20 protein-coding genes are annotated in these 19,150 nt (G+C 32.2%); 13 read left to right on the forward strand and 7 right to left on the reverse strand.

Annotated features, from left to right (window positions below; all coding sequences use genetic code 11):
* The first annotated feature begins 3 nt into the window (after nt 1-3).
* Genes FF125_RS10640 through FF125_RS10655 form a run of 4 tightly spaced genes read left to right on the forward strand, consistent with a single transcriptional unit; the run spans nt 4 to nt 2,644 of the window.
* A complete protein-coding gene (locus FF125_RS10640) occupies nt 4-465 on the forward strand; it encodes a TlpA family protein disulfide reductase (protein ID WP_138949751.1) in 462 nt (153 codons plus the stop codon).
* Nucleotides 462-1,682 (forward strand): hypothetical protein, encoded by a 1,221-nt coding sequence (locus FF125_RS10645; protein ID WP_138949752.1) that lies wholly within the window; start codon nt 462-464, stop codon nt 1,680-1,682. The genes FF125_RS10640 and FF125_RS10645 overlap by 4 nt, the downstream gene beginning before the upstream one ends.
* A gap of 18 nt (nt 1,683-1,700) precedes the next feature.
* A complete protein-coding gene (gene idi, locus FF125_RS10650; protein WP_138949753.1) occupies nt 1,701-2,228 on the forward strand; it encodes an isopentenyl-diphosphate Delta-isomerase in 528 nt (175 codons plus the stop codon).
* Nucleotides 2,225-2,644, forward strand: a complete 420-nt coding sequence (locus tag FF125_RS10655; RefSeq protein ID WP_138949754.1) for a 6-pyruvoyl trahydropterin synthase family protein — start codon at nt 2,225-2,227, stop codon at nt 2,642-2,644. Before idi ends, FF125_RS10655 begins: the two co-directional genes overlap by 4 nt.
* Here FF125_RS10655 and FF125_RS10660 read toward each other — a convergent pair.
* The 4 genes from FF125_RS10660 to ppgK all read right to left on the reverse strand — a co-directional run bounded on the left by FF125_RS10660 (nt 2,641) and on the right by ppgK (nt 5,548).
* The gene (locus FF125_RS10660; protein ID WP_138949755.1) at nt 2,641-3,201 is read right to left on the reverse strand and encodes a sugar O-acetyltransferase; all 561 of its coding nucleotides are present in this window, start codon (nt 3,199-3,201) and stop codon (nt 2,641-2,643) included. The genes FF125_RS10655 and FF125_RS10660 overlap by 4 nt on opposite strands.
* 114 nt (nt 3,202-3,315) lie before the next feature.
* Complete coding sequence (locus FF125_RS10665) at nt 3,316-3,507, reverse strand: cold-shock protein (protein WP_117880748.1); 192 nt, start codon at nt 3,505-3,507, stop codon at nt 3,316-3,318.
* Nucleotides 3,508-3,595: 88 nt separating this feature from the next.
* Nucleotides 3,596-4,798, reverse strand: coding sequence for an NlpC/P60 family protein (locus FF125_RS10670; RefSeq protein ID WP_138949756.1), 1,203 nt, complete (start codon nt 4,796-4,798; stop codon nt 3,596-3,598).
* A 9-nt stretch (nt 4,799-4,807) separates the two neighbouring features.
* On the reverse strand, nt 4,808-5,548 hold the full coding sequence (ppgK, locus tag FF125_RS10675; RefSeq protein WP_138949757.1) for a polyphosphate--glucose phosphotransferase: 741 nt from the start codon (nt 5,546-5,548) through the stop codon (nt 4,808-4,810).
* A 188-nt stretch (nt 5,549-5,736) separates the two neighbouring features.
* Between ppgK and FF125_RS10680 the strand changes: the two genes are divergently transcribed.
* Nucleotides 5,737-6,306 (forward strand): non-canonical purine NTP diphosphatase, encoded by a 570-nt coding sequence (locus FF125_RS10680; protein ID WP_138949758.1) that lies wholly within the window; start codon nt 5,737-5,739, stop codon nt 6,304-6,306.
* 171 nt (nt 6,307-6,477) lie between these two features.
* Here FF125_RS10680 and FF125_RS10685 read toward each other — a convergent pair whose 3' ends face one another.
* The gene (locus tag FF125_RS10685) at nt 6,478-8,553 is read right to left on the reverse strand and encodes a S9 family peptidase (RefSeq protein WP_138949759.1); all 2,076 of its coding nucleotides are present in this window, start codon (nt 8,551-8,553) and stop codon (nt 6,478-6,480) included.
* Between the two features lie 60 nt (nt 8,554-8,613).
* Nucleotides 8,614-8,874 (reverse strand): heavy-metal-associated domain-containing protein, encoded by a 261-nt coding sequence (locus FF125_RS10690; RefSeq protein WP_138949760.1) that lies wholly within the window; start codon nt 8,872-8,874, stop codon nt 8,614-8,616.
* Between the two features lie 242 nt (nt 8,875-9,116).
* On the opposite strand from FF125_RS10690, the gene FF125_RS10695 reads away from it, so the two are divergent.
* The 5 genes from FF125_RS10695 to FF125_RS10715 all read left to right on the forward strand — a co-directional run bounded on the left by FF125_RS10695 (nt 9,117) and on the right by FF125_RS10715 (nt 15,478).
* Nucleotides 9,117-11,012, forward strand: coding sequence for a CocE/NonD family hydrolase (locus FF125_RS10695; RefSeq protein ID WP_138949761.1), 1,896 nt, complete (start codon nt 9,117-9,119; stop codon nt 11,010-11,012).
* Between the two features lie 217 nt (nt 11,013-11,229).
* Nucleotides 11,230-12,495 (forward strand): MFS transporter, encoded by a 1,266-nt coding sequence (locus FF125_RS10700; protein WP_138949762.1) that lies wholly within the window; start codon nt 11,230-11,232, stop codon nt 12,493-12,495.
* A gap of 100 nt (nt 12,496-12,595) precedes the next feature.
* Nucleotides 12,596-13,897 (forward strand): MFS transporter, encoded by a 1,302-nt coding sequence (locus tag FF125_RS10705; RefSeq protein WP_138952504.1) that lies wholly within the window; start codon nt 12,596-12,598, stop codon nt 13,895-13,897.
* A 65-nt stretch (nt 13,898-13,962) separates the two neighbouring features.
* A complete protein-coding gene (gene lpxD / locus FF125_RS10710) occupies nt 13,963-14,955 on the forward strand; it encodes a UDP-3-O-(3-hydroxymyristoyl)glucosamine N-acyltransferase (protein ID WP_138949763.1) in 993 nt (330 codons plus the stop codon).
* An 85-nt stretch (nt 14,956-15,040) separates the two neighbouring features.
* Nucleotides 15,041-15,478: a cold-shock protein gene (locus FF125_RS10715; RefSeq protein WP_117880768.1), complete on the forward strand. Its 438-nt coding sequence runs from the start codon at nt 15,041-15,043 to the stop codon at nt 15,476-15,478.
* Between the two features lie 343 nt (nt 15,479-15,821).
* Here the strand turns inward: FF125_RS10715 and FF125_RS10720 are convergent, their stop codons facing one another.
* On the reverse strand, nt 15,822-16,658 hold the full coding sequence (locus tag FF125_RS10720; protein ID WP_138949764.1) for an OmpA/MotB family protein: 837 nt from the start codon (nt 16,656-16,658) through the stop codon (nt 15,822-15,824).
* Between the two features lie 457 nt (nt 16,659-17,115).
* Between FF125_RS10720 and FF125_RS10725 the strand changes: the two genes are divergently transcribed.
* From FF125_RS10725 to FF125_RS10735, 3 genes are all read left to right on the forward strand, one after another.
* Nucleotides 17,116-17,787 (forward strand): DUF6695 family protein, encoded by a 672-nt coding sequence (locus FF125_RS10725; protein ID WP_138949765.1) that lies wholly within the window; start codon nt 17,116-17,118, stop codon nt 17,785-17,787.
* A 62-nt stretch (nt 17,788-17,849) separates the two neighbouring features.
* Entirely contained in the window at nt 17,850-18,170 is a 321-nt protein-coding gene (locus tag FF125_RS10730; protein WP_138949766.1) for a DUF6695 family protein, read from the forward strand.
* A gap of 36 nt (nt 18,171-18,206) precedes the next feature.
* Nucleotides 18,207-19,124 (forward strand): EamA family transporter, encoded by a 918-nt coding sequence (locus FF125_RS10735; RefSeq protein WP_138949767.1) that lies wholly within the window; start codon nt 18,207-18,209, stop codon nt 19,122-19,124.
* Nucleotides 19,125-19,150 lie beyond the last annotated feature (26 nt).

Genomic DNA, 19,150 nt, shown 5'->3' on the forward strand with positions numbered 1-19,150 from the left:
TGAATGTCGTTAAAACACACTATTTTCGGTATCTTTTTTATAATAATTATAGGTTGTGTTACTAAAACTGAATCTGCAGCCGACTTTAAAGATCTTGAAGGTAATTCCGTATTACTATCTGATTTTAAAGGGAAAAGGATTTTGATGAATTTTTGGGCTACTTGGTGTGTTCCTTGCATTGAAGAAATGCCATCCATGGCTGAGACTCAAGAATTGTTGGCATCAGAAAATTATATTTTCTTATTTGCCACTACAGATGAATTAAGTAAAATTGATAAGTTTAAAGAAAAGCATCAATTTCCTTTTCAGTATTTACGCTATCAGTCTTCATTAGATAAATTAAACATTCATGCATTACCAGCAACTTTTATTTATAATACAAAAGGAGCACTGGTAAAACGATTTGATGGAGCACAAGAATGGAATTCTGTCGAAATGATGAAACAATTAAAAAGCATAGAATGAAAAGAATTATTATTGTTTATCTAACTATTGTAAGTATATTTATTTCTTGTAAAAAGGATAAAACGGACATTGTAATAAAAGACGTCTCTATTGTTTTACCTGAAAACAGTAAACATCCATTTCTAATTGCTAATGGTGATGAATTATTACTTTCATATACCCATCAAATAAACGATTCATTAGCTTCTGTAAATTATGCGGAATTTATTGATGGAAAATGGACAAGTCCAATAAAAATAACTGAAGAATATAACTTATTTGTTAATTGGGCTGATTTTCCTGCCATAGCGAAAAACAATGATAACATACTTATTCACTATTTAAAAAAATCAGCACCAGCGACCTATGCGTACGATGTTCATTTAATGGTTTCAAGCACTAATGGTGATACGTTTGGCAATGATTTTTTACTACATAATGACAATACTGCCACGGAACATGGTTTTGTAACCCTTTTACCCTATAAAGATAATTTCTTTACCACTTGGCTAGATGGCAGAAATACAAGTGGTGGAGAACATGGCAAGGAGCATGAGAGTAATGGAGCCATGAATATAAGAGCAGCTACGGTAATGTCTACAGGAGATGTTATTGATGGTTTTTTATTAGATGCTAAAACATGTGAATGTTGCCAAACAAGTGCGGCAATTACAAATAATGGACCCATTGTAGTGTATAGAGATCGGTCAGATGACGAAGTAAGAGATATTTCAATTTCCAGATTTGTAGATGGTAGTTGGACAATTCCTAAAACCATCCATAATGATAATTGGGCTATAAAAGGTTGTCCTGTTAATGGACCTAAAGCCGCTGCAATTGATTCTACATTAGTAGTTTCTTGGTTTACCGCCGCCAATTCTGTACCTAAAGTAAATTTAATTTTTTCTAGTAATAACGGTCGTGATTTTGATATCCCCATTCAGATTGATAATGGTAACCCTATTGGTAGAGTAGATGTAGCCTTATTAGATAAAGATAATGCATTGGTAAGTTGGATGGAATCGACAAAGGATGAAGCTGAGATTAAAATACTAAAAGTTCATAAAGACGGAACAAAATCTAAACCCATAACGATAGCAAGCCTATCGGCTGCAAGAGCTAGTGGTTTTCCTCAATTAGAATTGGTTTATGGTACTATTTATGTAGCTTGGACTGACCTAAATGGAGAAACTACTTCTATTAAAATAAAAAGTATTGATTCAACTATTTTTATTTAGTAAATTGCGGCATATATTATGGTAGAAGAACAAGTAATTTTAGTTAATGAAAAGGATGAGCAAATTGGCACTATGGCCAAGATGGAGGCTCATGAAAAAGCTTTGTTACACAGAGCGTTTTCAGTATTTATATTTAATGATAATGATGAGTTATTATTGCAACAACGTGCTGCCAGTAAATACCATTCACCATTGTTGTGGACAAACACTTGTTGTAGCCATCAACGCGTAGGTGAAACAAATATTAAGGCGGGTAAACGTCGTTTATTTGAAGAAATGGGCTTCGTAACTGAATTAAAGGATGTGTTGTCTTTTATTTATAAAGCACCATTTGATAATGGCTTGACAGAACACGAACTTGATCATGTTTTGGTTGGTAGTTTTAATGACAATCCCAACATTAATTCAGAAGAAGTGGAAGCTTTTAAATGGATGACATTGGAGGAAGTGAAATCAGATATGCAAAAACAGCCTGAACTATATACGGAATGGTTTAAAATTATTTTTGATAGGTTTTATACACATATTAATAAAGCAAAAGTATGAAGGTAACTGTAAATAGAAAGGCCCATTTTAATGCCGCACATCGGTTATTCAAACCAGATTGGTCTGATGAAAAGAATTTAGAAGTTTTTGGGTTATGTAGTAATCCCAATTACCATGGACATAATTATGATTTAACAGTTGCTGTTACGGGTGAAATTGATCCTGATACTGGTTTTGTAATGGATATGAAAGTGTTAAAAGATTTAATTAAAACAGAAATTGAAGACACTTTTGATCATAAAAATTTAAATAAAGAAGTTGTTGAGTTTAATGATATTGATGGACTAAACCCAACTGCAGAAAATATAGTGGTTGTTATTTGGAATAAATTACGTGCACATATCAATAAGAATCATGAGCTTTCGGTTACGTTGTACGAAACACCGAGAAATTTTGTAAATTATAGTGGTAATTAATTCTCTATTTTTTTTATAATTTTAGCAGGATTTCCCCCCACAACAACATTCGCTTTTACATCTTTAGTAACAACAGCACCAGCTGCAATTACGGCTCCATTACCAATTGTAACTCCTGGGCACACAATTGCACCTCCACCAATCCATACATCATCACCAATAGTGATAGGTTTATCAAATTCTAACCATGAAGCTCGAGTTTTGGCATCGAGTGGGTGAGTAGCTGTATATATTTGAACATTTGGACCAAACATTACTCTATTGCCAATAGTAACTTCTGCTACATCTAAAATACAACAGTTGTAATTCATAAAAACTTGATTTCCAAGTTTTATATTGTAACCATAATCACAATAAAAAGGAGGTTCAATAAATAAACCTTTACCCGTTTTTCCTAAAAGATCACGAAATAAGTTATTCGTTAATTTGGTGTCATTATTTGAAATCGTGTTAATTTTTCTAAATAACAAACGTGCTTCATGTCTTTCGGAAATTAACTCTTTATCACCAGGATTATAGAGTTCTCCCAACAACATTTTTTCTTTTTCACTTTTCATAACTAAATAGGTTGTAAGCTATAATTATTGTGCAAAATATTTAAAAATAAGACAAAAAAAAAGCCTATCAAATTTTGATAGGCCTTTGTAAGTAAAAATTTTAAAAGATATATATTATAATACTTTTACATTTACTGCGTTCAGTCCTTTTCTACCTTCCTGTAAATCGAATTCAACCTCATCACCTTCGCGTACTTCGTCGATTAATCCAGAAATGTGTACAAAATGTTCTTTGTTAGAGCCTTCTTCTGTTATAAAACCGAATCCTTTAGATTCATTGAAGAATTTTACTGTTCCTTTACTCATGTTTAAAAATTATAAATTAATATTAGTCGCAAAGATAATGAATTTTATTGAATTTTAATAATTTTTTTTATTTTTAATAAAATCACAATTAATCTTTAAAAACACCTGGTTTTTTTAGGTTGATAATGTTAGCATCTTCCTCATTAAGCATCCGTTTAGAGCGTAAATATCTATTATAATTATAGGCATCATAATTGGCTGCATTTTTATCAACACTACTAATGTGAACTCTTCCGGCAGAATGAATAAACTCATTATTTCCAATCCACATACCTACATGAATTACTCTTTCTTTAGAGGTCTCTGTTGCTGATTTACCAAAGAATAGTAAATCACCGGGTTCCATATTATCAAAACTTTTATCATCATCAATTAATTTACCTGTATGTATTTGCTGAGAAGCATCACGAGGTATTACCATTCCGTTTAAAAAGAATATCGTTTTAGTAAAACCACTACAGTCAACACCTTTTGAAGATGTGCCACCCCATAAATATGGAAGACCCATTAATGTTTTTGCAGTTTCTACCATAGATTCTTGCGTCGGGTTTAGACTTGCCAACCAACTATCGTAATTCATAGCTTTGTTTTTTTCAACGTAAGCTATTCTACCATCTGGATATTTCACTTTGAAAAACAAGCCAACTTCATCAAGTACTTCAAAAATATCACCAGCTACCACATCAGAAACAACAGGACTAAACTTACTCTCACTTTCAAAAGATTCTCCGTAAGTACCTAAAAATATTATTTTATTTGCCAATTTCCATGTAGCAAAATCTGATTCTTTCATTAACTGAATACCACCGCTATCTACCCAAGCTAAATATTTATCTGGCGTTTGAATTAAGTACCAATTGTCTTTTTTTGTATATACATTTAAAGGCGTACCTAAAGTAGCCTGCGTAGCTAATTCTGCAGAATGTTTAGGATTACTTCTTAAATTGGCAACAGATAATTTTACAACTGCTTTTATCTTTCCTTCTAAAATAGCATCAGGATACATTTGAATACTATCAACAAAAGAAATTTCTTCTTTCGTTAAATTTTCCTTTAGTGTTTTAACAGCTTCAGGTAAGTTTGAAGTCCCTTTAAGAATAATTCCATCGTCGTTTTTAATGGAACTTACATTAAATAAAGCAACTCTTTTGTCTGGTGCAAACTCATTTTTAACCAGAGTAATTTGATTTTCTAAGGGATTCTCTTGCGTTTTTTCAACTTTATTTTCACAAGCAATTAAAATAAAAACACTAAATACTAAAAACGTATAAATATACTTTCTTCCTTTCATAAAATTTAATTACAATTTTCTTGAAGCAGCAATTGCGGCCCCTACAATACCAGCTTCGTTTTCAAATTGAGATGGCACTACGGGTACATCTACTGTTAATTCTTCTTGAAATTTCTCTATTTTTTTACTGGCTCCACCACCCAAAATAATTAAATCTGGAGAGGCTAAAAATTTAACAAAGTTTAAAAATTCATTAAATCGTTTCCCCCATTTTTTATAAGATAAATTTTCTCGTTTACGTACAGAATCTGCGGCGTATTGTTCAAAATTTATGTTTTTTCTAAAAGGAGCAGTGCCTAATTCAATATTAGGAATAAGTACACCATCGTAAAACATTCCAGAACCAAGACCCGTACCGATAGTTATCATTATTACCGTGCCTTTTTTATCTTTTCCTGCCCCAAAAGTCATGGCAGCTAATCCCGCAGCATCAGCATCATTAACGATATGAAATTCTAAACCTGTACGTTTTGAAAATAATTCGTCGGCATGCACTTCTTTCCAACTATCGTGAATATTAGTTGCAGTTAAAACTTGTCCGTGATTAATAATTGCCGGAAAACCACAGCCAACTTCGCCTTTCCATTTAAAATGAGTTACTATTTTTGCGATAACATCAGCAACATCAGCTGGTTTAGCCCCTTCAGGTGTAGGAATACGATGTTTTTTAGACACCAGTTCACCTGTTTCTATATTCACTATTGCTCCTTTTATGCCAGTACCACCAACATCTATACCTAATATTTCCATTTATGTGGATTTTGATTTAAATTATAGCTTATAAAATTGCTAATAATTGTTGAGTTATGCAACCCTTCCATTAAAAGCTTTTCTTAATTTTGTGAACAGCAAGAAACCAAACCTAATATTTTGGGCTAGCCACCTAAAAGTTAAATAAATAGCGGCAATTGACAGTTAATATAAATAAAAGAGCACGGATGAAAATAGTATTTGCAACACATAATCTTAATAAATTAAAAGAAGTTCAACAATTAATGCCAGAGAGCATTGAATTATTAAGTCTATCAGATATTAATTGTAATGAAGAAATCTTAGAGACAGCCAAAACCTTATTAGGTAATGCAAAAATTAAAGCAGACTATATTACCAAAACGTATGGTTACGATTGCTTTGCTGATGATACAGGGTTGGAGGTTACTGCCTTACATGGCGAGCCTGGTGTGTATTCTGCTAGGTATGCCGGACCAGCCAATGATGCTGTAGCCAATATGGCGAAATTATTATCAAATTTAAAAAGCAAAAAGGATAGATCAGCTCAATTTAAAACGGTTGTTGTGTTGAATTTAAATGGTGAACAACATGTTTTTGATGGTATTTGTAAAGGTGAAATACTAAAAACTCAACTAGGAAAAGATGGTTTTGGTTATGATCCCATTTTTAAACCCAAAGGGTTTGATACTTCTTTTGCTGAAATGTCAATGAAAGAGAAAAGTGCAATAAGCCATAGAGGCAAAGCCATTCAAAAATTAGTTGATTTTTTTAAATAAGCAATAATCATTTGTAAAATCAAGATAAATTTCGAACCTACTATACAATGTGAGTTTTTAATATTGTTAGAGGCATATAAAACAATATAGTAACCTATCTATAAAATAAATTCCCCTTCTTGAACTAGAAGGGGAATTTTAGTAACGTCTTATATTTTTTGAATATATCTACTAATCTAATACCAAATGTTCAATAAAAAATTCCATCATTCTATCTACATTTAAACGCGTATGTCCTTTATCTGGACCAATTTGTACTTCAAAACTTTTACCAGCTTTTTGTAATGCCTGAATTAATTGCAAAGAATTTGCTGGATGTACATTATTATCACTGGTACCAAAAAATATCATTAATTCGCCTTTAAGATTAGGAGCATACGTCATTAAACTAGCCGCATCATAACCTGCTTTATTATCTTCAAGCGTATTCATAAAACGCTCGGTGTAAATATTATCATAATTTCTCCAATCGGTTACTGCCGAGTTTGCAACTGCTGCATGATATACCTCAGGAAAACGTAATAAACTTGCTGCTGCTGTAGTACCACCGTAAGAAGTACCAAAAACACCAACATTTTCTTTATCAAAATAAGGTCTATCATATAACGACTTAATACCCTCTGCAAAATCATCTTGTTCTACAATGGTTAAATTACCATACAATTGATCTAATAATTTTTTACCACGTCCACGTACATTTCTTCCATCAATATTAGCTACTAAAAAGCCATATTCAGTTAAAGCATCAGGTGTTCTAAAAGTTTCTGAAAATGCATTGGTCGCCGGACCACCATAGTTACTTAATAAAAGTGGGTATTTCTTATTTGGATCAAAATTTGAAGGAAAATGCAGCATACCGTGTAATTGCGTTGTTCCATCAGCAGAAGTAAAAGTAAAGACTTCTATTTTTTTCAATCCTAATTTTTCAAAATCAGTCATATCACTTTGATATAACTTTTTAATTATTTTACCTTTTGCATTTAATAAATTAGTAAAAGGAGCAATGTCATGTGCTTGAGCCACATCAACAATAAATTTACCATTTGGAGATATACTAACACTATGATTATATGCAGGATCTGTTAAACGAACATCACCTTTACCATTTAACTTCACTTTATGCAATTGCATTTTCATGAAGTTATCACCGCTTCTAGCCATATAATATAAGATACCTTTCTTTTCATCGACATCAACAATACTTGAAACTTCAAAATTATGATTGGTTAACGTTTTTAAAAGTTTTCCGTTAAAATCATACAGATAGTAATTGTTAAAACCATTACGCACTGAAGCCCAAATAAATCGTTTTCCGTCTTTTAAAATATGAAATTCGGGTGAGTTCTCCGTAAAACTAGGTAACCATTCTTCACGAACAACAACACGACTTTTACCAGTAGCTGGATCAGCTGCTTTTAATTCCATTATGTTTTGTTTCCTATTGGTACTATGGTATAATAATTCTTTACCATCAGGAGACCACGAAATGTCATACAAATAGGTGCCTAAATCACCATCATTAAAGGGTTTTCCATCGCGAGTGTCAAGCGTAATCATTTTTTTAGTGGTTAAATCGTACATCATCAAATCTACTGGTAAATTTTTAGCTCCAACTTTCGGATACGCTTCTATTTCAACAGAATCTTGAATTTTAGTTTGATCATATAAGACGTAGTATTTTTTCGCTTCTTTTTCATCAAAACGATAGAATGCTATTTTTTTATTATCAGGAGACCACCACATCGCTGTATTTTGACTTAATTCTTCACCATATACCCAAGTCGCTATTCCATATTTTATTTGATTTTCGTCATTTCCTTCAGTGGTTATCGCTACTACATTATTTCCATCAATATCACTGATATACATATTTCTATCTTTAGTATATGCTTTTAATTTTCCATCAGGAGAATCAGTAGAGGCGTATTGTCTACCACGTTGTGGTCTATTAGCATATCTAGCTCTCCAATCTGGAACTACTGCGTTTCCAATTTCATTGGTTTCATCTATTGTAATGTCATATAAGAAACGTTTCCCATCTTTATTATACTCGAAATTAGTTCCATTCTTATGCCACTCTACGCTTATTGCTCCACTTTTTACAGCACCTCTAATTTGAGGAGCTATTTCAGAGTATCTCTCATAGCCCGGCATGCTTTTAAGCTTATCTTGGGCAAAAACAAAAGTTACACTTAGTGTAATAATTGATAATAAAAATAAATTTTTAAATTGTTTTAAAGGAATCATAAAATAAAGGATTTGTGGATAAAGTTTTATTTTTTAAAAAAGATAAAAATAGTTAATTATTTACAGTTCAAACAAGCCTTTTGGAATAGCATGAAACCCTATTTTTTTTATTACTTTTTGAATGGCTTCAATTTCAACAACTTTTGATGTATGAATGATAAATTCCGCTGGAAATTTTTCCAAATCAAATAAGAAATCCTTAACGCCTTCAATTTCAAGTGTAGCTTTTCTCATTTTATTCAAATCTACTTGTCTAATGGCATCGGTCCCAAATACTTTACCGTGATTTCCGGGTATTACATTTTCAGATAAAAAATTCATTTTATTTAGTATGTTTAATTCTATTATAAAATTATATAATTAATCTCACTTCTCCTAATTGTGAACCTTTATATAACGCATTTTTATAAGCCAGACTAAAAATAAATTAACGGCTTTAATAGGTTCTTTACGACATAACTTTACCCTAATGCATAAAGGCCTAAGTTTATCGTTCCTAATTTATTATATGATGGCTGATTTTTTTTTCTTACTTTTGGTTTTAACGCTCTATAAACAAAATCATGAAAAAACAAATTCTAAACACTTTATTTCTAGTACTTTTCTTTACTGTCGGTAACTTTCTCTTACAGGCACAAGAAGAAAATAGCACCTTAAAAGAACTAAAAGAAATAGCAGTCGTTGATCAAAAAGTGATGATGCCAATGCGAGATGGAATAAGACTTGCAACAGATATTTACAAACCTAAAGGTGATGGTAAATATCCGATTATATTTTCACGAACACCCTACAATTTTAACTCATGGGGTGATGGAGAACAACGAACAAGAACTGCTAATAATGCATTATCTGCAATTAAACGAGGTTACGCTTATGTAGTTCAAAATGAACGAGGAAGATACTATTCTGAAGGTGAATGGGATATTTTAGGTGTACCCTTAACAGATGGTTACGATGCCTTTAGCTGGATGAAAGATCAAGAATGGTCTAATGGTAAAATAGGAACTATCGGTTGTTCTTCAACTGCAGAATGGCAAATGGCAGTTGCCGCTTTAGATCATCCTTCACATGCCGCAATGATTCCACAAGGTTATGGAGCAGGTGTTGGAAAAGTCGGTCCATTTAATGAGCAAGGTAATTGGTATAGAGGCGGTGTAGAGCAAATGCTCTTTTTTTCTTGGTTATATGGTGTTGAGCACGATAAATTTAAACCTAGGATACCTGCTGGAGCTACACAGGAAGATTTAATTAGAATTTCTAGATTTTATGATTTAGCACCTGAAAATCCGAAAGTAGATATGGCGGAAGCTTTAAAACATTTACCGCTACAAGATATTTTAAAAAACATAAACGGTAAAAAGGAAATTTTTGATAAAATGATACGTAGAACCCCTAATCATCCTGATTGGGCTAAAGGCGGTATTTATCAAGCGGATGATAATTTCGGAGTTCCAAGTTTTTGGTTTGCCTCATGGTATGATGTTTCTGTTGGACCAAATATTGCTCTATTTAATCATGTAAGAGAGCACGGAAAAGATGCTGAAGTTAGAGATAATCAATATTTAGTTATTGCTCCCACGATGCATTGCGGGTATACGAGAGCTAAAGAAAATACCGTGGTTGGAGAGCGTTCTGTTGGTGATGCCAGACTAAATTATGAAGAACAAATATATGCGTGGTTCGATTTATGGTTGAAAGGAGAAAAAAATGATTTTAAAGAAAAAACGCCTCGAGTTCAGTATTACACCATGGGTATTAATAAATGGCAGTCTTCTGAGACTTTTCCACCACAAGGTGCTAAACTTTTTACCTATTACCTGAATAGTGCTGGTAAGGCAAATACTTTAAATGGAGATGGAGTCTTAGCAACTAAAAAACCAAGTAGTAAAGATCAGCCTGACGGATTTACATATGATCCAATGAGCCCTGTTAATTCTTATGGTGGTAATGTTTGTTGCACAGGTAATGCTGTAAAAGGAGGAGCATTTGATCAAAGTGAAATGGAAAAAAGAGACGATATCTTAGTATATACCTCTGACCCTTTAAAAAAAGGTATCGAAGTGAGTGGATTTATAGAATCGACACTTTACGTTTCTTCTGATGCAAAGGATACTGATTTTACCATCAAAATTATGGATGTGTATCCTGATGGAAAGGCCTATAACTTAGATGAAACAATTCAGCGTGTTAGATATAGAGAAGGTTATGATAAAGAAGTGTTTATGGAAAATGGTAAAGTTTACGAAGTAAATTTAAGTCCGATGACCACGAGTAATTATTTTGAAAAAGGACATCGTATTCGCATAGAAATTTCGAGTAGTAATTTTCCTCGTTTTGCGAGAAACTTGAATACGGGTGGTAAAAATTATGACGAAACAGAAGGTGTAGTAGCTCATAATAAGATCCATCATTCAAGACAATACCCATCTCACATTAAATTACCTATCGTATTAAAATAAAGTCTTCGTTTTTTGAAGTATGAAATTATAGACGTGCAGTATTGATTTGTTATTTTTTAGCAAATTGATTTATTTAATTTAAAAACGTAAAATAGTTTGGCTGTATAGCTATGCATGTTTTACGTTTTTTTATCTTTGATCTCTTCAACGATAATTTTACAATTGCATTACCGATTTGTATTAAAATTTTCGCAATAGAACTAAAATTATAATAAAAGTGCAAAAAAACGATCCTTACGCAGCATTACGTTTTAAAGAGTTTAATATATTTTTAGTAATGCGTTTTGCGATGGTATTTGCTTGGTCCATGCAATTTGTAGTTATCGAATGGCAAGTGTATAGTTTAACTAAAGATCCACTTTCCTTGGGGATTATTGGTTTAATGGAAGTGATTCCTGCAGTTTCCTTAGCTCTGTTTGCAGGACATATTGTAGATCAAAAAGAGAAGAAAGGACTGCTAATTAAATGTCTATTGGCTTTTTCAGTGATTAGTTTTGGGTTGTTTTTACTAACATGGCCAGAAGTAATTTCAGGTTGGTCTTCCAATAAAATCCTTTATTCTATTTATTTTTTAGTCTTTTTAGGTGGATTTATTCGTGCCTTTTTAGGTCCAACAATTTTTTCTTTATTTGCGTTAATTGTTCCAAAAAAAATATATCCTAATGCCGCAACATGGAGTAGTTCTGTTTGGCAAATGGGAGTGGTTCTAGGCCCTGCTTTGGCCGGATTTTCTATCAATTGGATTGGTGTACATTGGTCTTTATGTCTGGTTTTTGCTTTTTCAATAATAGCACTAATCAGTTTGTCTTTTATTTCTAAAAAACCGATATTAAATCCCAAAATTGGTGAAAATGTGTTTAAAAGCTTAAAAGAAGGGATCAAGTTTGTTTATTCAACTAAAGTAATTTTAGGTGCTATAACCTTAGACATGATCGCTGTTTTATTTGGTGGAGCAGTAGCTTTATTGCCCATTTTTGCACAAGATATTTTACATGTTGGTTCCGAAGGATTTGGCATTCTAAGAGCGTCTCCAGCTGTCGGAGCCTTATTAATAATGTTCACATCTGCATATTTTCCGCTTAATAAAAATGCAGGTATGAAATTATTAGCCGCTATATTTGGATTTGGTATTTGTATTATTGTTTTTGGTTTATCTTCTTGGTTTTGGATTTCAGTTGTAGCCCTCTTTTTAAGTGGTGTAACCGATGGTATTTCTATGATTATTAGACAAACCATATTACAATTAAAAACGCCCGATCATATGCGTGGTAGAGTAGCATCAGTAAATTCAATGTTTGTTGGCTCTTCTAATGAGTTAGGAGCTTTTGAAAGTGGACTTACGGCTAAACTTATGGGTACTGTAACTGCCGTTGTATTTGGAGGAGCAATGACCTTACTTACCGTTGGTATGACAGGGGCTTTCTTTCCTAAATTAAGAAAATTAGACCTTCGTAAAGATATAAAAGAACATGAAAAAGAATAAGAATTAGTTTAACTCTAATCTTATAATTTTTTAAAATTAGAGTTAATTAAGACCTTCAAAATTACTTATATCAGTACCTTTGGCAACTTTAAAATCATTGATGTCAACGACTAATAAATTCTCCTTTGTAAACCCCAATAAAGTTCCATTTTTTTATGGGTATATCGTTTTGTTTATTGGTACAATTGGTGTTTGGGCTAGCATACCAGGTCAAACAGTAGGAGTCTCAGTATTTACTGATCCTGTTAAAGATGCATTAGGGCTTACCAGAAATCAGTTTAGCAATGCCTATATGATAGGTACTTTTATGAGTTCCTTTTTTGTGGCAAGGGCAGGAGTGCTTTTTGATAAATATGGGGCTCGGTATGTTGCATTCTTTGCGGCCATATTCTTAGCTATATCTTTATTATTAGCTTCCGTTTCGGTTTCAATAAGTGAATTCTTTAAAACGTTATTCAACAATACCTCTTGGATTATTCCATTTTCAGTAATTTCTTTGTTGTTTTTTATGATTAGGTTTAGCGGACAAGGTGTTTTGACCATGGCTTCTAGAAATATGATTATGATATGGTTTGATAAGAATCGAGGTAAAGTTAATGCTTTAAGTAGCGTTGCGGTTTCACTCGGGTTTTCTAGCTCTCCGATACTACTCAATAGACTTATTGATGATCATGGTTGGCAACTCAGTTGGCAACTTATAGCTATTTGTTTATTGATTTTTAGCTTCTTCATTTTACAATTCTATAGAAATAATCCTGAAGATTTTAACATGATACCTGATGGTTCTAAAATAATAGAGGATAAGGTGAAAATAAAAAAAGTAGAACATCAATTTACGTTAAAAGAAGCAAAAGAAACACGAGCTTTTTGGGTGTTCGGACTTACATTAGCATTTAATAGTTTTTTTATAACAGGATTTACTTTTCATATCGTATCCATATTCGCAAATCACGATTATTCTAAAAGTGAGGCCATTTCCATTTTTTTACCCATATCAATTATAGCCATTTCTGTAGGGACTCTTTTTAATATATTAAGCGATTATGTTCGTCAGAAAATATTACTTTACCTAATGTTGTTTAGTGGCTTATTAGCTACTGTAGGATTATTGCTACTTGGTAATTCAATTAGAATATATTTATTAGTTATAGGATTAGGCGGTATGGGCGGTATGTTTTCAGTTATAAATGCAGTGTCTTGGCCTAGATATTATGGTAGATTACATTTAGGTGCAATAACGGGTAAAATAATGAGTTTTTTAGTGATTGCAAGTGCTATTGCTCCAAGCTTGTTTAGTTATAGTTACACTACTTTGGGGTCTTACAGTTATATCAGTTATCTTAATATTATTTTTTTGATAACACTTATCATAGCATCTATAAAAGCTAAAAATCCTCAGTAATAACAGTACTGTTATATTATTTAGCATTATATTTATCAATCAAACTAAAAAAGTAAAATAGTACTATGCAATCATATTCAATAGAAGAAATTAATAATATATTGGACGGAGAGCTTGTAGGGCATACAACTTCTCAAATAACAGGTCCAGAACAACTAGATAAAGCTGAAAATAACCACATAACTTTCATAGGTAGTACCAAATATATTAAATATTGGGATGCATCTAAGGCTTCTGCAGCCATTGTCAATGAAAAGTTCACCGTTGAACCCGGAGAGAATCGTGCCTTGATAAAAGTAAAAAATGCAGATTTGGCCATGGCAAAACTTTTAGAAGTTTTTAATCCGCCACCTCCAGTTTTTGATATTGATATCCATCCTACTGCAGTAGTACATGAAACTGCTAAATTGGGTAAAGATTGTCAAATTGGAGCAGGGTGTTATATTGGTAAAGATGTAGTATTGGCAGATGGCGTTATTTTATACCCAAATGTTACCATAATGGATGAAACAACTATAGGTGCACATACTATTGTTTGGTCAGGTACTGTTATTAGAGAACGTACAGAAATTGGTGCTTACTGTATCTTTCATACCAATGTGAGTATTGGAGCTGATGGTTTCGGTTACAGACCAAGTGATGATGGTAGAGGATTGGTGAAAATTCCGCAAATAGGTAATGTAATTATTGGTAATGGTGTTGAAATCGGAGCGAATAGTTGTGTAGATAGAGGTAAATTTAGCTCAACCATCATTGGAGATGGATGTAAAATTGATAATTTAGTTCAAATAGCTCATAACTGTGTTATGGGAAGATCATGTATAATGGCTGGCCATAGTGGTTTAGCTGGTTCAGTAACCTTGGGGGATGGTGTTATTATAGGAGGTAGTGCTTCTATTAAAGATCATACTACCATTCATTCAGGTGCTACTATTGGTGCTGGATCTGGTGTTATGGGTGATGTAGCAGCAGGAAAAATAATGCTCGGTTACCCTGCTACAGAATCTAGAGAAATGCTAAAACAATGGGTCGCATTACGAAAATTAGCAAAGCAATAAGTGAAATCGAAAAAAATTGCAATAAATTCACTATCTTTGCAGTGTAACAGCTTGAAAAAGCATTAAAACAGTTTGTAGATAAAGAATGGCAAGAGCACAAGAAACCTTTGGAAAAAAAGAACGAGAAAAAAAGAGATTAAAAAAACGCGAAGATAAAAAAAAGCGTAAAGAGGCCCGTAAATCTGGTGAAAAAGACGATACATTTGTATATGTTGATGAATTTGGGCAGCTTACAGATACACCGCCAGACCCGGCAAGAAAGTTAAAAGTCGCTGCTGCGGATATTGTTGTTGGTGTACCTAAGAAAGAGGATTATGAAGAAGAAGATCCAATCAGAAAAGGAAAGGTTAATTTCTATGACGATAAGAAAGGTTTTGGGTTTATTGTAGATATGGAGAATAATGAAAAATACTTCTGTCACGTAAGTGGTTTAATAGATGATATTCAAGAAAATGATAAAGTAACTTTTGAACTTGAAAAAGGACAAAAAGGTCTAAATGCAGTTAGAGTAAAACAGCAATAGGCGAATAGTATAATTTTATAAAAAAGCCCAATGAGTTTCTCATTGGGCTTTTTTATGCTTTTTATTTAGGTCTATGACCATCCGAAATTTTAATGATGTTAGAGGTACTGCGTTTTATTTAATTAAAAGAGACATTTAGGCATCAGATAATACATGAGTTGAGATTCATTTTAAAGGTTGTTTTAAAGTTATTTAACATTTGATGCACCTTTCATATAAATATGCAAATAGAACTGTTTAAGCGAATTGATATGTACTAAGCGTAATTTTATCAAATGTGAAGCACAAAAAAATGCCTGATGAATTTTCATCAGGCATTTTAAATAAATTATTTATAATGAGCTTATTCTTTGTCAGCCATTAATGCGAAGAATTTATCAATATTCGGCATAATAACGATACGAGTTCTTCTGTTTTTTGCTCTGTTCTCTTTAGAATCATTTTCAACTAAAGGTTGGTAGCTACTTCTACCTGAAGCAATTAATCTTGCAGGATCAACTTTAAATTTATCTTGCATTCTTCTAACTAAAGAAGTTGCACGTAATACACTTAAGTCCCAGTTGTCTTTAATAGCACCTGTATTAATAGTTCTAGAATCTGTATGACCTTCAACCATTAAATCTAAGCTAGGCTCAGAAGCTAATAAATCAGCAATTTTTTGTAAAATACCATCCGCTTTACTATTCATTCTATAGCTAGCAGTTCTAAACAATAAATTGTCAGCAATAGTAATCATTACTACAGTTTCGTTAATGTTAATATCAACTTCTCCGTTAGTATCTTCACCTAATTCGCTACCTGCCATTGTTTTCTTTAAATTATAAGAAACCGCAAGGTTCATAGAATCTTTTAATGTTTTCGCACCTTTAACAGCTTCTGAATCCATTTTTGAGATGGTAGCTCTCATTTGTTTTTTTGCTTCTGTAGAGATAACACTTCCATCAGAAGTAGTTAACTTAGCATCACTTTCTTCTTTAAGGGCATTTATTTTTGAATTATAAGCATCAACTTTTGCTTCAATTGCAGCAAATTTAGATTGTAATTCATCTTTTTCAATTGCAGTTTTGTGCAATTCACCTTTAATTTGGTCTCTGTCTTGTTCAAGTGCAACATATTTCTTTTTTGATACACATGCAGACAATAATACCATTGTCAATAATAATACTGATACTTTTCTCATAATTTAATGTTTTTAATTTAACTTAGAGTTTAACTAGTGTTTTTTTGTAGCTGCAAATTTATAATAAACTATGAATTAAACAATTATAATTAATAAGTTTTATTAAAAACAGTTTTAAAATTAATAAGCTGAAAACTAAACGATTACCATACTTTGTCGTTAATAACAATTAGCACATGTATTCTTATTAATAGTAAAGAGTTCAAAAACAGCCTTATTACTAGTGTATTAAATATTTTGCATGTGTGCTGCAATTACATCCATTTATAAGGTGATTTTTGGATGGACTTCATTTATATATACTACCCAATAATTTGAAACGCTTTTAATAATAAGGAGTTTTCAAAGTAAAAATATAATCTATTTAAATTGAATCCATTATCTTAGGCCTGTTTTGAGAATGGATATCTCTTATGAATTCAAAACTCTAAATTTGTTTAGTATAGGATACCTTATTATGCTTAAAGACGCAACGATAATAGCATTAGCTTGGCCAGACACCAAAGTCATTCAAGAAGGCAAATGGTATGATATTCCTATGAAGTGGGTTGGAGTTCTTAAAAATGGGTATTATTCCGCGGGACATGCCGCATTTTTACTCATTAACCATAACAATAAGGAGGTCCATTATTTTGATTTTGGAAGATACCACACACCAATAAAATATGGAAGGGTAAGAAGTAAACTAACCGATCCAGATATACAAATGAATATAAAAGCAGAAATCAAGAATGGGGAGATTCTCAATTTAGACCAACTATTGTTTAATAGATATAGAAATAAAGCTTGTCATGGTGATGGAAGATTGTTGGCCTCAATTGTTAAGGGAATTAATTTTGAACTCGCCTATAAAAAAGTAAAAGTGATGCAAGATTGTGAAGCCATAAGGTATGGCCCTTTTGAATTGAAGGGAACAAATTGTTCACGTTTTGTAGTACAAGTCGTTTTAGCTTCTTCTAAAAATTGGTTTACTAAATTATTAATAAGAGTTCCATATACCATTTCAGCGACGCCAAGATCAAATACTAAAGTACTAAATGATTTATCACATTATTTTGAGGTGAATGATAATGAAATTTATAAGAAGAAAAGCAAGTTTTATTTTTTCAAAAAATGGTTTGTATATTAAGAAACGGATTAATATAATTTTTTAATAAATAGGTAAAGAATGATAATTTTTAAAGACTAACTATGGGATTAATACGAACACTTTTACCTCCGAGTTTACCAGAAATCATTCCGAAAAATTCAAAATGGTTATCGGGGCAAGGAGCCGGATGTTGGTTTAGTATAGAAACAACGACGACTAGTAATACTTATAGAATAGTGAGATATACACCTCAAGGCGTAGTTGATTGTGATCGTATTTTTAAAATGGTTGACAACGGTTCCGTTTTTAAAATAGAACAACCATACATATTTGTCCATGTTTCACATTGCAACAAGTGTAAGATTAAACAGAGCAATCAACTATTTATTTTTAATTATCATATAAATGTCGATTCGTTGTAGATTAATGTATAATTTTATCGCGAATTATTTTAATCAATGACCAAACCCAACAACAAAGTACTTATTGTATTAGCTTTTTTTTCAATTTATGTAATTTGGGGCTCTACCTATTTACTAAACAAAATAGCGGTAACTGAGCTTCCTCCATTTAAATTAGCAGCTATTCGGTTTTTAGTTGCAAGCTTACTTATTTTTATAATCGCTAAAATTTTAGGTATTGGTATTGCAATTACCAGAAAACAGTTTAAAAATACGGTAATAGCCGGATTCTTATTCTTAACTTTTGGAAATGGAGTAGTCGTGTGGGCTTTAAAATATGTGGATAGTGGCTTTGCAGCTCTTGAAATTTCAGCCCAACCTCTTGTGGTACTTTTATTAATGCGATTTTTTGAAAGGAAGAAGATTCAACCTATGTCACTTGTAGGAATTGTTCTAGGTATGATAGGAATGTATTTATTAGTCAGTCAAACAGAAATAATTAGTAATGAAAATACAATCATAGGGCTTTTAATGATATTTGCTTGTATGATAAGTTGGGGATACAGTAGCCTATTTGTAGCCAAAGCCGATTTACCAAGTAATTTTTTTGTGAATACAGGGTATCAAATGCTAGCTGGTGGAACTATGTTACTCATTGCCAGTTTTCTATTTGGAGAACAATGGACCAATCCTATAGAATGGAGTGGTAAAGTGCAATTCTCAATGCTCATTTTAATTACTTTTGGAAGTATTGTGGCATTTACATCTTTTAACTACCTTTTAAAAAATGTTTCCCCTGAGAAGGTAGCAACGTCTACCTATGTCAATCCTATTATAGCGTTACTTTTAGGCTGGTACTTTTTAGATGAACAAATAACCAAGCAATCTATTATTGCAGCTATTGTACTTTTAACAGGGGTATACTTTATTAATACTACAAAAAAATTAACTAGGTATTCTAGATTTAAAAAATAGCATTGTCATATTTTTTAAGTAGTCCT

This window comes from Aureibaculum algae, from assembly GCF_006065315.1.
In the GTDB taxonomy this organism is placed as follows: domain Bacteria; phylum Bacteroidota; class Bacteroidia; order Flavobacteriales; family Flavobacteriaceae; genus Aureibaculum; species Aureibaculum algae.

Excerpts from the sequence above, each read along its gene's own strand:
- FF125_RS10665 (WP_117880748.1), bottom strand. The coding sequence starts at position 3,507 with ATGAGTAAAGGAACAGTAAAATTCTTCAATGAATCTAAAGGATTCGGT.
- idi (WP_138949753.1), top strand. The coding sequence starts at position 1,701 with ATGGTAGAAGAACAAGTAATTTTAGTTAATGAAAAGGATGAGCAAATT.
- FF125_RS10690 (WP_138949760.1), bottom strand. The coding sequence starts at position 8,874 with ATGAATTTTTTATCTGAAAATGTAATACCCGGAAATCACGGTAAAGTA.
- FF125_RS10720 (WP_138949764.1), bottom strand. The coding sequence starts at position 16,658 with ATGAGAAAAGTATCAGTATTATTATTGACAATGGTATTATTGTCTGCA.
- lpxD (WP_138949763.1), top strand. The coding sequence starts at position 13,963 with ATGCAATCATATTCAATAGAAGAAATTAATAATATATTGGACGGAGAG.
- FF125_RS10725 (WP_138949765.1), top strand. The coding sequence starts at position 17,116 with ATGCTTAAAGACGCAACGATAATAGCATTAGCTTGGCCAGACACCAAA.
- FF125_RS10705 (WP_138952504.1), top strand. The coding sequence starts at position 12,596 with ATGTCAACGACTAATAAATTCTCCTTTGTAAACCCCAATAAAGTTCCA.
- FF125_RS10695 (WP_138949761.1), top strand. The coding sequence starts at position 9,117 with ATGAAAAAACAAATTCTAAACACTTTATTTCTAGTACTTTTCTTTACT.
- FF125_RS10680 (WP_138949758.1), top strand. The coding sequence starts at position 5,737 with ATGAAAATAGTATTTGCAACACATAATCTTAATAAATTAAAAGAAGTT.
- FF125_RS10685 (WP_138949759.1), bottom strand. The coding sequence starts at position 8,553 with ATGATTCCTTTAAAACAATTTAAAAATTTATTTTTATTATCAATTATT.
- FF125_RS10645 (WP_138949752.1), top strand. The coding sequence starts at position 462 with ATGAAAAGAATTATTATTGTTTATCTAACTATTGTAAGTATATTTATT.
- FF125_RS10670 (WP_138949756.1), bottom strand. The coding sequence starts at position 4,798 with ATGAAAGGAAGAAAGTATATTTATACGTTTTTAGTATTTAGTGTTTTT.
- FF125_RS10735 (WP_138949767.1), top strand. The coding sequence starts at position 18,207 with ATGACCAAACCCAACAACAAAGTACTTATTGTATTAGCTTTTTTTTCA.
- FF125_RS10730 (WP_138949766.1), top strand. The coding sequence starts at position 17,850 with ATGGGATTAATACGAACACTTTTACCTCCGAGTTTACCAGAAATCATT.
- FF125_RS10715 (WP_117880768.1), top strand. The coding sequence starts at position 15,041 with ATGGCAAGAGCACAAGAAACCTTTGGAAAAAAAGAACGAGAAAAAAAG.
- FF125_RS10655 (WP_138949754.1), top strand. The coding sequence starts at position 2,225 with ATGAAGGTAACTGTAAATAGAAAGGCCCATTTTAATGCCGCACATCGG.
- FF125_RS10660 (WP_138949755.1), bottom strand. The coding sequence starts at position 3,201 with ATGAAAAGTGAAAAAGAAAAAATGTTGTTGGGAGAACTCTATAATCCT.
- FF125_RS10640 (WP_138949751.1), top strand. The coding sequence starts at position 4 with ATGTCGTTAAAACACACTATTTTCGGTATCTTTTTTATAATAATTATA.
- ppgK (WP_138949757.1), bottom strand. The coding sequence starts at position 5,548 with ATGGAAATATTAGGTATAGATGTTGGTGGTACTGGCATAAAAGGAGCA.